This is a genomic window from Salipaludibacillus keqinensis (genome assembly GCF_003226325.1).
Lineage (GTDB): Bacteria > Bacillota > Bacilli > Bacillales > Salisediminibacteriaceae > Salipaludibacillus > Salipaludibacillus keqinensis.
This window is the reverse complement of record NZ_PDOD01000001.1, coordinates 671,407-687,296: the sequence shown is the minus strand read 5'-3', so window position 1 is coordinate 687,296 and position 15,890 is coordinate 671,407. Positions and strand designations below refer to the sequence as shown.

Below are 15,890 nucleotides of genomic sequence, written 5' to 3'. Positions count from 1 at the left end.
TTCAATGACACCATCATTAAAAAGAAAAGGTACCCTTTATTTAAAAAGGGTACCTTGAAAAGATCATTTATTATCCTTCTAGTAACAATGATTCTGGATCTTCAATCAATTCTTTCACTTTCACAAGGAATCCGACAGCGTCTTTTCCGTCAATGATTCTGTGATCGTAAGATAGAGCAATGTACATCATTGGACGATTTTCAAAACGGTCTTTATCAATTGCAACAGGTCTATTTTGGATCGTATGCATACCAAGGATTCCAACCTGAGGAGCATTCAAGATCGGTGTTGACCATAATGAGCCGAACACACCACCGTTCGTAATTGTAAATGAACCACCTTGAAGATCACCAAGAGTCAATTTTTTAGCATGAGCTTTCTCTGCCAGTTGGCCTACTTCTTTTTCAATCCCTGCAAAATCAAGACGATCAGCGTCGCGAACTACAGGAACGACAAGTCCGTCTTCTGTAGATACGGCCATACCGATGTCATAGAATTGCTTTAGGACAACTTCATCGCCATCGATTTCAGCATTCACATATGGGTACTTCTTCAACGCGCCGATAACAGCTTTTGTAAAGAAAGACATGAATCCAAGTTTCACTCCATTTTCATCAAGGAATTTGTCTTTTCTTCGCTTACGTAGATCCATTAGGTTCGTCATATCTACTTCGTTAAATGTCGTTAACATCGCAGCTGTTTGCTGTGCTTCTACAAGTCTTTTAGCAATTGTCTTTCTACGACGGGACATTTTAATTCTTTCAACAGGTTTAGCAGGATTATCTTTCTTAGCTTCTTGTTTCCCGCTAGAAGCTGGTTTTTCCTGCTTAGGAGCTTGCTTCTTTGCATCGTGCTCGTCAATGTCTTCTTTACGAATTCTGCCGAGCGGATCACGAGGGCTCACATCACTTAAGCTGATTCCTTTTTCTCGGGCATATTTACGAGCAGATGGGGAAGCCAATGGACGATCGTTGTCATCGCTTGACTCCGATGCTGCTTGACTGTCTTGGTTTGGTACTTCTTTTTTCTCTGATGCAGGATCTTTCTTCTCAGGCTTGCTTTCTTTCTCCTCGGATCCATTGTCACTTTTCGCGCCTGCTTCACCGCTTGTATTCAGTTTGGCAATGACATCGCCAACCTTCACCGTATCCCCTGCTTCAAACAACGTTTCTTCCAGCGTGCCAGCCTCATCCGCTGAAATTTCTACGTTTACTTTATCTGTTTCCAGTTCAACAATGTCTTCCCCTTTTTCCACATAGTCGCCCGGTTGCTTTAACCATTCGGCTACAGTTCCTTCTGTTACTGATTCGGCTAATTCTGGTACTTTTACTTCTAACATTCGTTCTATCTCCCTTCTCAGTCTCGTGTTGTTGCTTCGGTTAGAATTCGGTTCTGCTCTTTTTTGTGTACTTTAGGGTCACCCTCTGCTGTACTGGAGCGACGTTTCCGTCCTATGAACTGAACTTGATTGTCATGGTTGCTTAATTCTTGTAAATACGGCAAGACATAGTGCCACGCACCCATGTTTTGCGGTTCTTCTTGCAACCAAATAAATTCATCAACATTTGGGTAACGGGCAATGACGTCTTTGATCTTTTTAGATGGGAATGGATAAAGTTCTTCCACTTTAACCATATGAAGCCAGTCTAGCTCATCTTTCTTTTCTTTAATGACTTCATCAAGCTCTACAGACACTTTACCTGAACAGAATACGATTCGAGTTACTTTATCTGTTTGCTTTCCTAGCTGTGGATTTTCGAGGATCGGTTCAAACTTTCCTTCGCTAAGTTCCACAGGAGACGAAGCCACATGTTCATTTCGTAACAGGCTTTTCGGCGCCATTAACACTAATGGACGAATTTCATTTTCTTTTAACAGCTTCGCTTGTCTACGAAGAAGGTGGAAATATTGGCTTGCTTTCGATAAGTTGGCTACGTGCCAGTTATTCTCAGCAGCCAATGTTAAGAAACGTTCCATTCTTCCACTAGAGTGCTCAGGGCCTTGTCCTTCATAGCCGTGAGGTAATAAAAGGACGAGTCCAGATTTTTGACCCCATTTTGCTCGACCACTTGAAATAAATTGGTCAAAAATCACTTGAGCGCCATTGGAAAAGTCCCCGTATTGCGCTTCCCAAATCGTTAACGTTTCAGGAGATTGAACATTGTAGCCGTATTCAAAACCTACACATGCCGCTTCAGATAATGGACTATTATGAATGGCAAAAGATGCTTTTGCGGACGGTAATGTGTGCAACGGTGAATAAATGTTATCAGATTCATAGTCATGTAATACAAGATGACGCTGTGAGAACGTCCCACGCTCGGAATCTTGTCCTGTCATGCGAATAGGCACGCCGTCAGATAATATCGAAGCAAAGGCCAACGTTTCTGCTAATCCCCAATCGATTCGACCATCATCCTCTAGAGAAGCTACACGACGCTTAAGGATCTTTTCTAATTTAGGAAATACATTAAACTTTTCAGGGAAGACCAACAAATCTTCATTTAATTTCCGTAAGGATTCAATTGAAATCTTCGTTTCAATTCCCTCTAAAGTACTTCTTACGTATGCAGGAGGAGCCATCGTTTCATCAATGTGCTCACGTTTATTATTTTTGATTTTTTCAAAATGTTCTTCAAGCTTGCCGTTGAATTCAGATCTCATCGATTGATAATGATCTTCCTCTACAAGCTTTTCCTCCACTAATTGCTTCCCATAAAGTTCGAAAACCGTAGGATGATCTTTGATTTTTTTGTACAAACTTGGTTGAGTAGCCAGAGGCTCGTCCATTTCATTGTGTCCGTAGCGACGATAACCAATGAGGTCTATAACTATATCTTTATGAAATTCGCAACGGTATAAATAAGCTAAATGCATCGCAGATAAACAGGCTTCTGGATCATCAGCGTTCACATGAATAATTGGAACTTCATACCCTTTCGCTAAATCACTGGCGTATTTCGTTGATCTTGAATCACCGCTTACGGTTGTAAAACCAATCATATTATTAGCAATAACATGAATTGTTCCACCAGTAGAGTAGCCTTTTAATTGACTTAAATTTAACGTCTCAGCCACAATGCCTTGCCCCGGAAAAGCTGCATCACCGTGGATAAGGATCGTTAACGCTTTATGTTTATCTTGAGTAGGAAGCCCTGGTTTAGATCGATTATCTTGAGCAGCCCTTGTAAGCCCTTCGACAACAGGATTCACAAATTCCAAGTGACTTGGATTATTAGCTAGAGTCATCGTTGCATCCGTTTGTTTCTGATGGATTTCACGATCAGCACCTAAGTGATACTTCACATCACCTGTCCAGCCATAGTTAATCCCTACGGAACCTTCTGAAGGGACTAGATCTTTATTTGGCGCGTCATGAAATTCCGAAAAGATAAGTTCATAAGGTTTACCTAAGACGTGAGCTAAAACATTTAAACGTCCTCGGTGCGCCATTCCTATAAGTATTTTTTCTGTTCCATCTTCAACGGATTCTTTGACAACTTCGTCAAGAAGAGGAACCATGGAATCCAAACCTTCAATGGAGAAACGCTTTTGGCCTTTGAAAGTTTTATGAATAAAGTGTTCAAAACCTTCAACTTGGTTTAATCGGTCTAATAAGTTTACTCTTTTATCTTTCGTTAACTCCGGCAAGTAATCACCAGATTCAACCTTTTGGAACAACCATCTTCGTTCATCAATGTCATGAACTTGATTGAATTCAAAAGCCAACCGTTTTGTATATGTCTTTTTCAAATGTTCTACTGCTTCGAAACCATTGCCAAGAGTTTCGTGATAATGAGGAGAAAGTAATTCTGATGGCACCTGCTTCAATTCATCTTCTGTTAATTGAAAGTCTTCTAAATTAAAGATGTTCTTTTTTTCTTCTAATTCAATTGGTGAAATTTCAGCCATCAGATGACCGTTTCGGCGAATAGACTCAGCAAGTTTCATGGCTTGGATCGCCGTAAAGTAACTCCCTGTCCCTGCCGACGTCTTCTGTTGAATATCGGGTGCTCCTTGATTAGTTTCTTCTTCGTAGGCTCCCCAGTGATCGAAAAACGTTTGAAGTTCTTCTTCAACTAGTGTAGGATCTACCTGAAAATCTTCATACTTTTCTAGCATGTACCCTAAATTTGGTCCGTAGAATTGCGACCAGCCTTCACTCAATCGAATCGATTGATTTGCCATGTCCTTAACCTCCATTGATTTGTAAATATGTACGACATCCTACTTTTCACTTCACATATAGGATAAAAGCGTTTCCATCGTTATTTTATCACTATATGACACTTTCCTCAAAGGTTAGTTTTCACAAATGCTCGATTATTGTCATTTGAAAGCGATATAATATCATGTTTCCCGGTTATCATAAAATGAATCGTGTTTTTTCACGGTTACGGGTTGCTTGCATTTCCAAAAAAATAAAGCTTAGCGATCAATCTCGATAAGCTTTATGATTGTTAAATTATTCTTTTCCAAAATTTCTCTAATCGGTTCAACGCCTCTTCTAATTCATCTAAATGATAGGCATATGATAACCGGACATACCCTTCTCCTAGGGAAGAAAAGGCATCTCCAGGAACAACGGCCAATTCTTCCTCTTCTAGCAATTTCAGAGCAAAATCAAAGGATGACAGTCCTGATTGTTCAATTGATGGGAAGGCATAAAAAGCTCCTGAAGGGCTCACTGTCGGCAAACCTATCTCTTCCAATCTTCTCACCATGAAATCTCGTCTTTCTTCGTACTGTATTTTCATGGAAACTGGATCCTCTTGCCCGTACTTCAAAGCTTCTAGTGCTGCATATTGGGAAACTGAACTTGCGCAGCTAACATTGTATTGGTGAACTTTAATTAAGTGTTGGCATATTCCTTCCGGTGCAAAGACAAAGCCAATTCTCCATCCAGTCATAGAATGGGATTTACTAAGACCATTAATTACTATGGTTTTGTCTCTCATCCCAGGGAACGTTGCGATAGATTGATGAACACTGTCATAATTCAATTCAGAGTAAATCTCATCGGCCAAGACAAACATTTGTTGATCTTTCAAATAAGCCGCTAATTCTGTTAATTGGCTTTCAGTTAACACCACACCGGTAGGATTAGATGGATACGGAAAAATAATCGCCTTAGTTTTGTCCGTTTGCAGGTGTTTAATTTTTTCTACGGTTACAACAAAGTCTGAATCTCTCGTATCAATAAAAACGGGAGTGGCCCCGCACAATCGAATAATCGGTTCGTAAGCAGGGTAAGCTGGTGCTGGAATGAGCACTTCATCACCTGGTTCTAAGATCGCTCTCATAGTCAAGTCAATTCCTTGAGACGCCCCAACGGTCACTAGGACTTCTTTTTCAGGATCATAGTCAAGCTTGTACTTTTCCGAAACAAACTTACTGGCGTATTGACGAAGTTCTATAAGACCAGCATTAGGCGTATAGCGAGTATGGTTATTGTCTATTGCTTTTTTGGCTGCTTCTTTAATATGAGCTGGCGTTTCAAAGTCCGGTTGACCTAAAGTTAACTGAACAGCGTTTGGATAGGCTTGTACACGATTAAAAAATTGCCGAATCCCAGATATTTGAATATCTCTCACTTTACTATTTATTCTTGTTTCCATGATTAAAAAGCCTCCGTAGTGTTATGAAATATGTGGGTGAATCAGAAGATAACTAAGTCAAAGGTTAAACTTATTTTAATAAAGATCTAATAAAAAAACTGGTTGGATCGGTAATTATTATGTCTTATGGATTAAGGGTGGAAATGGCCACGACCGTTATAATGAAATGACTAGTATAAAGCACCATAGCTAAAAGAAACACTCTCCAAAACCATTCCGAAAATGGTCGTTCAATGGACAAGAAACTTCGTAATGATTTTGATGAAAACCCTATGATGACGATGAAATACATGAATAGAAACGAGATTTCGATTAGTATATTGGAGCCTTGCAATGGCTCTGCCACAGAACCTGATAATAGCAAGAAAATGTTTGCGAGAATAGCAATCACTTTAGCAATAAATAATTGAAGAAATACGCTCATGGTTAACCACCATGACCACTTTTTTTTCAAAAATAAACCGATGGCAATTGGAACAAAAAGAAGAAACAAACTATCAGAAACTAATAGCATGAACATTCTCTCGCTAAATCCCCATAAGAGTCCGATATAGACGTAGTAACCATAGTAAATGATCACATATAGCAGCAAAAGACTCGCAAAAGTGTTGACGATTAATCCAGTTTTTCGATTCATGGTTTCGCTCCTTCTCACTTAACACCTGCGTCTAGTTGTCATTTAATAGATCAGCCCCAGACCGTCCAATTAAATATGCGGCTATGGCAAATGCTTCTGTTTGATCCCTTACTCGATCTAATCCTTGAGGTGGCTGCCGAACTTGTATTTCGTACTGGTCAGCAATTTGAAGTGTTCCTTGATTTGCTTGCCTTAAGAAACTTGATGTTTCCTGAAGACCATAACGGCCACTTTGCATCACTTCATAGAAAGAGACAAATCCATGCATCACTCCTCTATATCGCGTAGCTCTGACAGGAACACCGAATTCAGCTAATCTTTCAGCATATGCCTCCCCTTCATCCCTAAGTGGGTCAAATTCGGCTGTAATAATTAGAGTTGGTGGTAAATCGCTCAAATCTTCTGCTTGTAAAGGGGAAGAATAAGGATTTGACCACATTAATTCATCAGGAGTGTATAAATCTCTTGCGCGATACATCACTTGTCTTGATAACAAGTAATAACCGCTATCGTATATTTCTCTGGACTCTAGTGGAACATCTTGAAATGTCGTTAGTGGATAGAGAAGAACTTGTGACGTAATCTCTGGGCCGTTTCGATCTCTAGCCATCATCGCTGTAACTGTAGCAATATTGCCTCCTGCGCTATCTCCTACAACACTGATTCGTTCCACATCTCCGTGAAACGATTCTGCATGCTTGACGGCCCAATCCAACGCAGAGTAACTATCTTCAATTGCAGCTGGAAATATATACTCAGGTGCCACCCGATAACTTGGGGCAAGGACGATACTGTTTGTCCTCGATGCTAAAGAGCGAATAATATTGTCATGGGTATCAATGCTACCATATCCTTCTAAAAAGGCTCCGCCGTGATAATACATAATAATAGGAAAAGGACCTTCCCCTTGAGGTCGATACATTCGCATCGGAATTTGCACATCCCCTTGAACTGGAATAAACAAATCCTCTCTAAGGAGACTCGGTCCGCCTCCACTTCCCCCTGTGACAATTCGCGGCGGCCGAATATTTATGTCAAGATTGACTAAATTATTATTAATTGCATGTAACACGACTGCCGTTTTAGCGGGCAATCGACCTTCATCCGTTGATTGCCATAAATAAACTGAGACTGAGATGATAATTAACAAGGCAGCAATTCCTAAAGAGCTTATGAGAAACACATGTTTAAAAAACGGTTTAGCCCATCTCATGATGTCCTTGACCTCCCGGCAGCGAATAACTTCATTTCAAACGAAAATCGTTTACTACTATCGCAAATTTCTTCGTGCTAGGTCTGTTACTACGTCTCATCGTCCATGGTATTCGTTGATATACATTTATTATATTCGTATTTTAATAAACGGTGGTACTAATTTTTCATGCCTGTCTATGAAAAAATTGTAACATCTTTCTTTCATTACATAAAAGAAGACTTTTAAAGATTCCGAATATAAGTTTGTCATCGGTATCCTGCTTGAATAATAAAGGGAATAACTCTTCAAGATAATTGGAAGATTACGTTTATAAAGAACTTAGATTACATAGGAGGTTTAAGAAAAGATGGACATTCAACTTACGGCTAAGAATAGCGCCATACCTTGTGAAGTCACTATTGATGAAGAAAACGGAGTTTATACAATCCGCAAAGAAGATACGTCAGGGGAAGTGTTTGACAATTTCGCTGCGTTAAAACAATGGATTTTAGATCATTGGTCTGAGGACCAGTTTCTTGATTACAACGAGTATCAGCTCCTACTCATGAAATTGGAGCATTATGAAGAAGATAATTAATAAAGTCTTCAGTACTTAGAAGTATCCCCGTTCACTAAAAGAACCGGCTGATAATCACACATCAACCGGTTCATTCTATTTAAATTTATTTATCTTGTGCCAAAATTAGATCAAAAGCCGGATCACCTTTTAGTAACCCTACGGCAAACACTGTATAATTTTCACCTTTTTTCAATTCCACATTAGGAACATTGAAGATGGCTTTCTCTTGCCCTTCAGGTCGAATATCCAACGAATAGTTCCCCTCTGGCAAGTCTTGATAATCGGTTTGCATCTGGAACCCTACGCTTGTGAAGACGGGAGTATCTAAAGAGAAGACATCTACTTTTGGTGCATCAGGAGAAAGGTGAATCACTCTTAGTTTAGCTTCGTTATCCAACGTAGTAAGGTCGTCTTCAAATGCAGTTAAAGCTAAGTCTGCAAGCTTTCCTGTTGCAGCAAGAGTGTAGGCTTTGCCTCCCATCACTGTAACATTTTCTTCAATAACTGGATCATCTTTTTTAGGTTTGCTGCCTTCTGCAAAGATTTTAATGTCATAACTTCCTTCATCCAAGGTCATGTACTCACCTAAATCTTTGAATTTTACCCCACTCATGATTTTATCTTGATTTACATACACATCCACTGCCGGTGCATCAGGAGATGCATGTAATACACGGACTTGTGCTCCTTCCGCAGCCCCTACACTAAAAGGGAACGCAATTGCCATAACCACAAATGCAGCTAAACTTAGCAATAATACTAGTTGTCTTTTCAATTGTTTCACTCCTATCGTTGTATTTGACATGGTTATCCTGTCCATTTTTATGAGACATTATGTATGAATCCACTTGAAGAAGTTTAATTCATAAACGTTCAGGTAAACGGATAAATAGCTCGGTCAAAAAGTGAAGGGCTGCGAACAAGAAATGAGGAGAATAACATGAAAAAATTACAAGAAACATTAAAACAATTAGATGGTAAATCTTACAGAGCGTTGAAATCTATTCAAGGTACGTACGAAGGAGATACGTTTACACTCTTTATGGATTACGTTCAAGGGGACCCTTTTGCAGCCCCATCAAGGCTCCGCGTATTTATCCCTTGGAAAAACCTTGACACAGAACCAAGTCAATTCAAGTCAAACGTTCGTTCTATTGCATTCAAACATTTCTTTGCAAAAGAGTGTCAAAAACATATTTTCAAAACGAAAAATCCCGTCAAAGGCACAGGAAAAAGCGGAATGGTGTTTATTGACAGCCCAGGGCAGGAGGTATTGGATCGGACCGCTGTAAAAACGGACCATAAAGGCATGGAATTTCGTCTTTCAGTTGGGCTCCCTGCTCAAGGTAGACGGATTTCAGGTCATCAAGCGAATACATTGCTGACGCAAGTCCTTCCGGAAATCGTAAAAAAAACCGTCACCCAATATGATCGCACGCAATTAAAGGAAGCTTTGCTTCTAGCTGATGATCAGCAAAAAATACGGAATTACATCAAAGAAAACGACCTCGTAGCATTTGTTGCTAACGGAGCGATCCTTCCTCGAGAAAGTGGCGTGAGTAACAAGCCTCTAAAAGATACGAATGTAGTTCCATTCCAAACTCCAGTGAGATATGAGATTTCCATCACTCTCCCTTCTGGAAAAATTGTTAAAGGAATGGGTGTTAAAAAGGGGATTCATTTGATTATTGGCGGAGGTTATCATGGAAAGAGTACCCTCTTGCAAGCCATTGAACGGGGAGTTTATAACCATCAAAAAGGTGATGGCAGGGAGCTTGTCATCACTGATGATTCAGCTATGAAAATCCGATCGGAAGATGGACGTAGCGTCAGTCACGTTAATATTTCACCTTTTATCAATGATTTACCCTTCGGTAAAAAAACAACTGATTTTTCTTCCCAAGATGCCAGCGGAAGTACATCTCAAGCGGCAAATATCATTGAAGCACTTGAAATGCAATCGAACCTTATGCTAATTGATGAAGATACAAGTGCTACGAATTTTATGATTCGTGACGGGCGTATGCAGAAGCTTGTTAAAAAAAACAAGGAACCGATCACCCCTTTTATCGATCGCGTTCGTGATCTATATGACAAAAAAGGCGTTTCAACCATTCTTGTTTTAGGAGGTTCTGGGGATTATTTCGATGTAGCCGACCACATCATAATGATGGATGAATACGTTCCGTTAGATAAGACAGAAGAAGCAAAAGCATTGGCTTCAGAAATGAAAACGACCCGTTCCATTGAAGCAAATCTTGCAATTGATTTAGACCAATCAAGGTCAGTACATCGAAAAGATATTTATCGATTGTTTGACCGAAAAGAAAAAGTAGACGCAAAAGGGTTGCATAACATTCGTATTGGTAAAAGCAATCTTTCTTTAGCAAATGTTGAACAGTTAGTCGATACAAGCCAAACACAAGCTATTGCCCTTATGATCAAACATATCGCCAAAGATAAGCATGGTCCTCAAGAGATGAAAGAGGCTATTGATAAACTTTATGCTCAGATAGATAGAGACGGACTGGATCTTCTTTCACCTTTCCGCGGACAACACCCAGGGGACTTTGCCTTGCCTCGAAAATTTGAAGTAGCGGCTGCCTTAAACCGGATTCGATATTAATTTGAGTCTCAAAATAGCACCTTCCTTATAAGGAAAGAGGCTCCTAAGTGAGAGAACCACCTCACATAGGAGCCTATTTTTTAATCAAACAATTCTTTATATTCGCTGTATCCTTCTTTTTCTAGATCCTCTTTGGGAATGAATTTTAACGACGCAGAATTAATACAATACCGAAGTCCTGTAGGCTTAGGTCCGTCTGTAAACACATGACCTAAGTGACTATTACCTTGAGCACTTCGCACTTCTGTTCTGATCATGAAATGCGTTGTGTCTTTCTTCTCAACTACAGCCTCTTCTTTCACCGGTTTTGTAAAACTTGGCCAGCCACAGCTGGATTCAAACTTATCGTTCGATGTAAATAAAGGTTCTCCTGAAACCACATCTACATAGAGTCCGTCTTCGAAAAAATCCCAAAGAGGATTTTTAAAAGGTGGTTCCGTACCGTCTTCTTGAGTTACTTTGAACTGAATCGGTGTTAATTTCTTTTTTAATTCGTCTTTGTTCATCATTAAACACCCCACTTTTTCTTAATAAAATCTGCTCTTCCGCTTCCTTTATTATACATCTTATAGTGAAAAGGATTTTTCTTATGATAGTCTTGATGGTACTCTTCCGCAGGAAAAAATGTAGAAGCTTCTAGAAGCTTCGTAACGATTGGCGCCTGAAATTTGCCACTTTCCGCTAGTTCTTTTTTAGAGTCTTCCGCCAGCTGCTTTTGATTATCATCGTGGTAAAAAATGGCTGTTGTATAAGACTCTCCACGGTCATGAAACTGACCTCCCGGATCTGTCGGGTCTATTTGTTGCCAGAAAAGTTGCAGCAGTCTTTCGTAAGGAAACACTTCCGGATCGTAAGTAATTTGCACAGCTTCTAAATGACCCGTGGTTTCTGTACACACTTCTCTATATGTTGGATTCGCCGTATGGCCGCCCGTGTAACCTGAAACCACGCCGTGTATACCTGGCTGTTCATTAAATGGCTTCACCATACACCAGAAGCACCCTCCCGCGAATGTTGCCTTTTTCAGTCCTTGTTGTTCCATTTAGCGATACCTCCTTACTGAAATATCAAATTCATGACACCTTTTCATCTTTTAAACTCATTCATCTTAAAGATGTTTACTTTTAGACAGGAGTTTCAATTATTATAACACGGGAAATGTTGGTTTCCTTGCCAAATGCTTAGCCAAAAATGTTTAAACACTAGTCTTTTCAGTACCCGTCTTTTCGTGTATGATATGTCAGTATGTATTTATGCAGTTCGTAAATTCCTGCGTTAACAAAACTAAGGAGAGATTGTTATGCCCAATGAAATCATTTGGATCATCTTTTTGGTGGTCAATTTTAGTATGCTTCTCTTGTTTTACCGATTATTCGGGAAAACAGGATTGTTTGTTTGGATTGGTTTCTCAACTGTTGTGGCCAACTTACAAGTTATCAAGCTTGTAGAAATATTTGGCCTTGTTGCTACACTTGGAAACATTATGTATGGGACGGTCTTCCTTGCCACTGATATTCTAAACGAGAAACACGGTAAAAAAGAAGCACGAAAAGCTGTTTGGTTTGGGTTTTGTTCATTACTGGCTACGACCATCATTATGCAATTTGTCCTTGCTTTTCAGCCTCATCAAGACGATATGGCTCACGAACACCTGTCCTTTATATTTGAACTTTTACCACAAGTCGTCATCGGAAGCTTGCTAGCCTATTTAATTAGCCAATTGCTTGATGTGCAAATCTACGCTTTCTTCAAAAAAGTGTTCCACAAACCTTCTCAACTGTGGATGAGAAACAGCTTTAGTACAGCCATCAGTCAATTCGTAGATACAGTCATTTTTTGTAGCATCGCCTTTTACGGGTGGTATGAATTCGATGTGTGGCTGCAAATATTAATGACCACCTATGTCATTAAATTTATCGTAGCAGCGCTTGATACTCCATTCATTTATATCGCAAGGATGATTAAACCAAATACTGATTAACCTTTTTTCAGACTCCTCGTTACCGGTTCATTCCGAAATGGGGAGTTTTTTTATAAGGTATCTCATAACGCCACAGACACTTGCTCTTTAGAAGTCAAAATTGTTGGAAAATTCTCCAAATCCATTTATAATGAACATATAAAGTGACTGTGAGGTGGATATTCTAATAATGAAACGTGAAATAGAACAGCTATGGGCCATCAACAAGTACGAAGTGATGATGAAAGGATACTCTTTCTATAAGCAAATTCAATCTTTGTTGAAATCTGCTCATACACCAGCCCACTTCCGTCATATATATGAAACAATCCACGACTTAAAGATGCAACATTTCCATCACCAAGATGTCATAAATACACTAGAACATATCTGGGGTTATTTCAAAAGTGATGCAACTGACAAAGAAAAACAGCACTTTTTTCAGTACCTTTACAAATGCCAACAATTAACTGATCATACGTATAACGTTTTCCCTAAAGAAGTTCAACACGCTCTCGCTTTTCTTTCCACTCTATTGGATACCTATCCACATCGCTATTTACTTCAATCGAGCTTATTTTTGCCAAAAAACAAATGGAACCTGATCAATCATCCAGATTCCCCTCTCTCAGTGGATTCATTCTATTTTAAAAAGGAGGAATGTTATGGAGAACGAGAATAACTGTCCAAACTGCGGAGGCACTTTAATTGATGACATTTGGGAGACAATTAACACTAGCACCGACGGATCCTACACAGTCAACTCTTATCTAGCGAAAAAATGTCTTCTAAAATGCGGATACTTCGCTCCATTAGAAAAGGAAGAATAGGCATGACCTATTCTTCCTTTTCTGTCGTTCCCGCAGATTTTTCGAGCTCCTTATTACTTCGGCAAACAATTTAAAACATTTTTATAAGCAAATCCGCGAACCTCTTCCTCTTTGAATCGTTTCAGTAACTCTTCAATTAAAATTTGATATTTGCCACTGTGATCTAGATCTTTCACAAACGTACTCACCCCATCAAAATCTGAGCCTAAAGCAATATGCTCAACACCGCCAATTGAACATAGGTGGTCAATATGCTTAATTAAATCATCCGTTGTCGCTACTTCGGTGTTATTCACAAACGGAGGGCTGTAAACCATGCCCATTAGCCCGTTTTTCCGAAAAATCGCTTTAGCCTGTTCATCATCCAGATTACGCCTGTGAGAACAGATTGCCTTTGAATTAGAGTGACTGGCTATCGGATATTTAGCTGTCTCTAACACATCCCAAAAAGAACGAATAGAGAGGTGAGAGACATCGGTCCAAACTTTGTGTTCATTGTTCAAAGCCACCACTTCAAAACCTAGCTCAGTGAGTCCTCCTGCGCGTGGTTCTCCTAATCCGTCGGCACATAAATTCGCATTATTCCAAGTCAGACCGACAGATTTTACACCTAATTGGTATAACGTCCGTAGCTTTGTTAAGTCGTTGCCAAAAGCATCGGCCCCTTCAAGTGAGAGCATTGCGCCAATTTCATCTTCTTTCAGTTGATGAATGTCATTCCACTGACTGATCTTTTTTACTTTGTCATGTTTTCCGACTACTTCTCTGTGAAATAAATCAATTTGCTCTAGAGCGGTTTGAAATTTTTCGTCGCTGGGAATTTCTGGTTCAACGAAAATAGCAAACACTTGCAATGAAACATTGCCTTCTTTTAATCTTTCCAGATTCACATCCAAGGCTGGGTGATTCGTAAAACTCCGTTTACGATCATCATGAAGCTTTAATAGTGCGTCACAATGTAAATCAAAAACTTTCATACGGGTGTCCCTCCACTATTCAGTTGGTCGAACCATTTTTTCTAGATTAATATATTCATCAAATTGCTCTTCTGTTAAATAACCTAACTCCACAGCCGTTTCTTTTAATGTAGCATTATTTTGGAAAGCCGTTTTCGCAATGGTCGCTGCTTTTTCATAACCAATATGAGGATTTAAGGCGGTCACAAGCATTAATGAGTTTTTCACATGCTTCTCAATCACTTCTTCATTAACCTCAATTCCTACTACACACTTATCATTAAATGAATCCATGGCATCACTTAACAATCTAACTGACTGAAGAAAATTGTAAACAATTACGGGTTTAAACACATTTAGTTCAAAGTTACCCTGACTGGCTGCGAAACCAATCGTAGCATCATTTCCAAATACTTGAGATACAGCCATCGTCAACGCTTCCGATTGAGTTGGATTCACTTTCCCTGGCATGATAGAGCTTCCTGGTTCATTTGCTGGAATGGAAATTTCTCCAATACCTGAGCGCGGGCCACTGGCTAACCAGCGAACGTCATTGGCAATCTTCATTAAATCAGCCGCTAAACCTTTGATAGCACCGTGGACATAGATCATTTCATCATGACTTGTTAAAGCATGAAATTTGTTCTCAGAGGAATAGAAAGTTTCTCCTGTAATACGGCTAATCTCTTCAGCTGTTAGATCACCGAAAGATGGATGAGCATTAATTCCAGTTCCTACAGCTGTTCCACCAATGGCTAAGTGCCGAAGCTGTTCAGAAGACTGATTAATCATCTCTTCTGATTTTTTCAGCATATGAGCCCAGCCGCTTATTTCTTGTCCTAGAGTTAAAGGTGTGGCATCTTGTAAATGTGTCCGCCCAATTTTAATCACATTTTCAAATGATTTTGACTTCTGTTCCACTGTACTTCTAAGACGCTGAATAGCTGGCAATAAACGCTCTTTCACCTCTTTAAGTGCAGCAATATGCATAGCCGTAGGAAACGTATCGTTGGAGCTTTGGGAACGATTCACGTCATCATTAGGATGGATTCTTTCGTCATTGCCTACCTTTGCAAGACGTTCGTTCCCTCGAAATGCAACGACCTCGTTCATATTCATGTTTGACTGCGTGCCACTTCCTGTTTGCCATACGACTAAAGGAAAGTGTTCATATGTACCTTCCGCTCTTAATTCCTGACATACTTGTTGGATCGTTTCACTCTTAATTTGATCAAGGTTTCCCAGGCGGAGATTGGCTGCAGCCGTCGCTTCTTTTAGAACTGTGAATGCCTCTACTACTTCTTTAGGCATTTGTTCTTTCCCTATTTTAAAGTTTTCAAGACTTCTTTGTGTTTGCGCTCCCCACCATTTATCAGATGGGACCTTTACTTCACCTAATGTATCTCTCTCCACTCGATAGCTCATACTGATTCCTCCTAAGTAAGTTTTTATTTAATGGACTGTCCTAAAAATAAAACGATAACTCAT

General features: G+C 39.7%; 15 protein-coding genes. 5 read left to right on the top strand and 10 right to left on the bottom strand.

The features are described from left to right. Positions 1-70: 70 nt before the first annotated feature. The 5 genes from odhB to CR194_RS03515 all read right to left on the bottom strand — a co-directional run bounded on the left by odhB (position 71) and on the right by CR194_RS03515 (position 7,468). Positions 71-1,339: a 2-oxoglutarate dehydrogenase complex dihydrolipoyllysine-residue succinyltransferase gene (gene odhB, locus CR194_RS03535; RefSeq protein WP_110608247.1), complete on the bottom strand. Its 1,269-nt coding sequence runs from the start codon at positions 1,337-1,339 to the stop codon at positions 71-73. A gap of 17 nt (positions 1,340-1,356) precedes the next feature. Then, positions 1,357-4,188 (bottom strand): 2-oxoglutarate dehydrogenase E1 component, encoded by a 2,832-nt coding sequence (locus CR194_RS03530; protein ID WP_110608246.1) that lies wholly within the window; start codon positions 4,186-4,188, stop codon positions 1,357-1,359. A gap of 272 nt (positions 4,189-4,460) precedes the next feature. Further along, a complete protein-coding gene (locus CR194_RS03525; protein WP_110608245.1) occupies positions 4,461-5,618 on the bottom strand; it encodes an aminotransferase A in 1,158 nt (385 codons plus the stop codon). Between the two features lie 124 nt (positions 5,619-5,742). Continuing rightward, on the bottom strand, positions 5,743-6,255 hold the full coding sequence (locus CR194_RS03520; protein WP_110608244.1) for a hypothetical protein: 513 nt from the start codon (positions 6,253-6,255) through the stop codon (positions 5,743-5,745). 31 nt (positions 6,256-6,286) lie between these two features. After that, positions 6,287-7,468, bottom strand: a complete 1,182-nt coding sequence (locus CR194_RS03515; protein ID WP_110608243.1) for an alpha/beta hydrolase — start codon at positions 7,466-7,468, stop codon at positions 6,287-6,289. 349 nt (positions 7,469-7,817) lie between these two features. On the opposite strand from CR194_RS03515, the gene CR194_RS03510 reads away from it, so the two are divergent. Further along, positions 7,818-8,048: a hypothetical protein gene (locus CR194_RS03510; RefSeq protein ID WP_110608242.1), complete on the top strand. Its 231-nt coding sequence runs from the start codon at positions 7,818-7,820 to the stop codon at positions 8,046-8,048. 85 nt (positions 8,049-8,133) lie between these two features. Here the strand turns inward: CR194_RS03510 and CR194_RS03505 are convergent, their stop codons facing one another. Then, positions 8,134-8,805, bottom strand: a complete 672-nt coding sequence (locus CR194_RS03505) for a DUF4397 domain-containing protein (protein ID WP_158282159.1) — start codon at positions 8,803-8,805, stop codon at positions 8,134-8,136. Positions 8,806-8,970: 165 nt separating this feature from the next. Here CR194_RS03505 and CR194_RS03500 point away from each other — a divergent pair, with 165 nt between their 5' ends. Next, positions 8,971-10,656, top strand: a complete 1,686-nt coding sequence (locus tag CR194_RS03500) for an ABC-ATPase domain-containing protein (protein WP_110608240.1) — start codon at positions 8,971-8,973, stop codon at positions 10,654-10,656. An 80-nt stretch (positions 10,657-10,736) separates the two neighbouring features. On the opposite strand, the gene msrB is transcribed toward CR194_RS03500, so the two are convergent. Both msrB and msrA read right to left on the bottom strand, forming a co-directional pair. Continuing rightward, positions 10,737-11,162: a peptide-methionine (R)-S-oxide reductase MsrB gene (gene msrB / locus CR194_RS03495; protein WP_110608964.1), complete on the bottom strand. Its 426-nt coding sequence runs from the start codon at positions 11,160-11,162 to the stop codon at positions 10,737-10,739. Positions 11,163-11,164: 2 nt separating this feature from the next. Continuing rightward, positions 11,165-11,698: a peptide-methionine (S)-S-oxide reductase MsrA gene (msrA, locus tag CR194_RS03490; RefSeq protein WP_110608239.1), complete on the bottom strand. Its 534-nt coding sequence runs from the start codon at positions 11,696-11,698 to the stop codon at positions 11,165-11,167. A gap of 258 nt (positions 11,699-11,956) precedes the next feature. On the opposite strand from msrA, the gene CR194_RS03485 reads away from it, so the two are divergent. The 3 genes from CR194_RS03485 (at position 11,957) to CR194_RS20165 (ending at position 13,446) form a co-directional block, all read left to right on the top strand. After that, positions 11,957-12,637, top strand: coding sequence for a queuosine precursor transporter (locus CR194_RS03485; protein ID WP_110608238.1), 681 nt, complete (start codon positions 11,957-11,959; stop codon positions 12,635-12,637). Positions 12,638-12,806: 169 nt separating this feature from the next. Then, the gene (locus CR194_RS03480; protein WP_110608237.1) at positions 12,807-13,298 is read left to right on the top strand and encodes a DUF1722 domain-containing protein; all 492 of its coding nucleotides are present in this window, start codon (positions 12,807-12,809) and stop codon (positions 13,296-13,298) included. Beyond that, positions 13,282-13,446 carry a hypothetical protein gene (locus CR194_RS20165; protein ID WP_158282158.1) on the top strand — a complete coding sequence of 55 codons (165 nt, stop codon included), beginning with the start codon at positions 13,282-13,284 and terminating at the stop codon, positions 13,444-13,446. The genes CR194_RS03480 and CR194_RS20165 overlap by 17 nt, the downstream gene beginning before the upstream one ends. Positions 13,447-13,499: 53 nt before the next feature. Here CR194_RS20165 and CR194_RS03475 read toward each other — a convergent pair whose 3' ends face one another. Together CR194_RS03475 and fumC are read right to left on the bottom strand one after the other, a co-directional pair. Beyond that, positions 13,500-14,423: a dipeptidase gene (locus tag CR194_RS03475; protein WP_110608236.1), complete on the bottom strand. Its 924-nt coding sequence runs from the start codon at positions 14,421-14,423 to the stop codon at positions 13,500-13,502. A 15-nt stretch (positions 14,424-14,438) separates the two neighbouring features. Beyond that, positions 14,439-15,827 carry a class II fumarate hydratase gene (gene fumC, locus CR194_RS03470; protein ID WP_110608235.1) on the bottom strand — a complete coding sequence of 463 codons (1,389 nt, stop codon included), beginning with the start codon at positions 15,825-15,827 and terminating at the stop codon, positions 14,439-14,441. Positions 15,828-15,890 lie beyond the last annotated feature (63 nt).

Bases quoted from the DNA above. Each gene is read 5' to 3' on its own strand.
- odhB (WP_110608247.1), bottom strand. From the start codon at position 1,339: ATGTTAGAAGTAAAAGTACCAGAATTAGCCGAATCAGTAACAGAAGGA.
- CR194_RS03530 (WP_110608246.1), bottom strand. From the start codon at position 4,188: ATGGCAAATCAATCGATTCGATTGAGTGAAGGCTGGTCGCAATTCTAC.
- CR194_RS03525 (WP_110608245.1), bottom strand. From the start codon at position 5,618: ATGGAAACAAGAATAAATAGTAAAGTGAGAGATATTCAAATATCTGGG.
- CR194_RS03520 (WP_110608244.1), bottom strand. From the start codon at position 6,255: ATGAATCGAAAAACTGGATTAATCGTCAACACTTTTGCGAGTCTTTTG.
- CR194_RS03515 (WP_110608243.1), bottom strand. From the start codon at position 7,468: ATGAGATGGGCTAAACCGTTTTTTAAACATGTGTTTCTCATAAGCTCT.
- CR194_RS03510 (WP_110608242.1), top strand. From the start codon at position 7,818: ATGGACATTCAACTTACGGCTAAGAATAGCGCCATACCTTGTGAAGTC.
- CR194_RS03500 (WP_110608240.1), top strand. From the start codon at position 8,971: ATGAAAAAATTACAAGAAACATTAAAACAATTAGATGGTAAATCTTAC.
- msrB (WP_110608964.1), bottom strand. From the start codon at position 11,162: ATGAACAAAGACGAATTAAAAAAGAAATTAACACCGATTCAGTTCAAA.
- msrA (WP_110608239.1), bottom strand. From the start codon at position 11,698: ATGGAACAACAAGGACTGAAAAAGGCAACATTCGCGGGAGGGTGCTTC.
- CR194_RS03485 (WP_110608238.1), top strand. From the start codon at position 11,957: ATGCCCAATGAAATCATTTGGATCATCTTTTTGGTGGTCAATTTTAGT.
- CR194_RS03480 (WP_110608237.1), top strand. From the start codon at position 12,807: ATGAAACGTGAAATAGAACAGCTATGGGCCATCAACAAGTACGAAGTG.
- CR194_RS20165 (WP_158282158.1), top strand. From the start codon at position 13,282: ATGGAGAACGAGAATAACTGTCCAAACTGCGGAGGCACTTTAATTGAT.
- CR194_RS03475 (WP_110608236.1), bottom strand. From the start codon at position 14,423: ATGAAAGTTTTTGATTTACATTGTGACGCACTATTAAAGCTTCATGAT.
- fumC (WP_110608235.1), bottom strand. From the start codon at position 15,827: ATGAGCTATCGAGTGGAGAGAGATACATTAGGTGAAGTAAAGGTCCCA.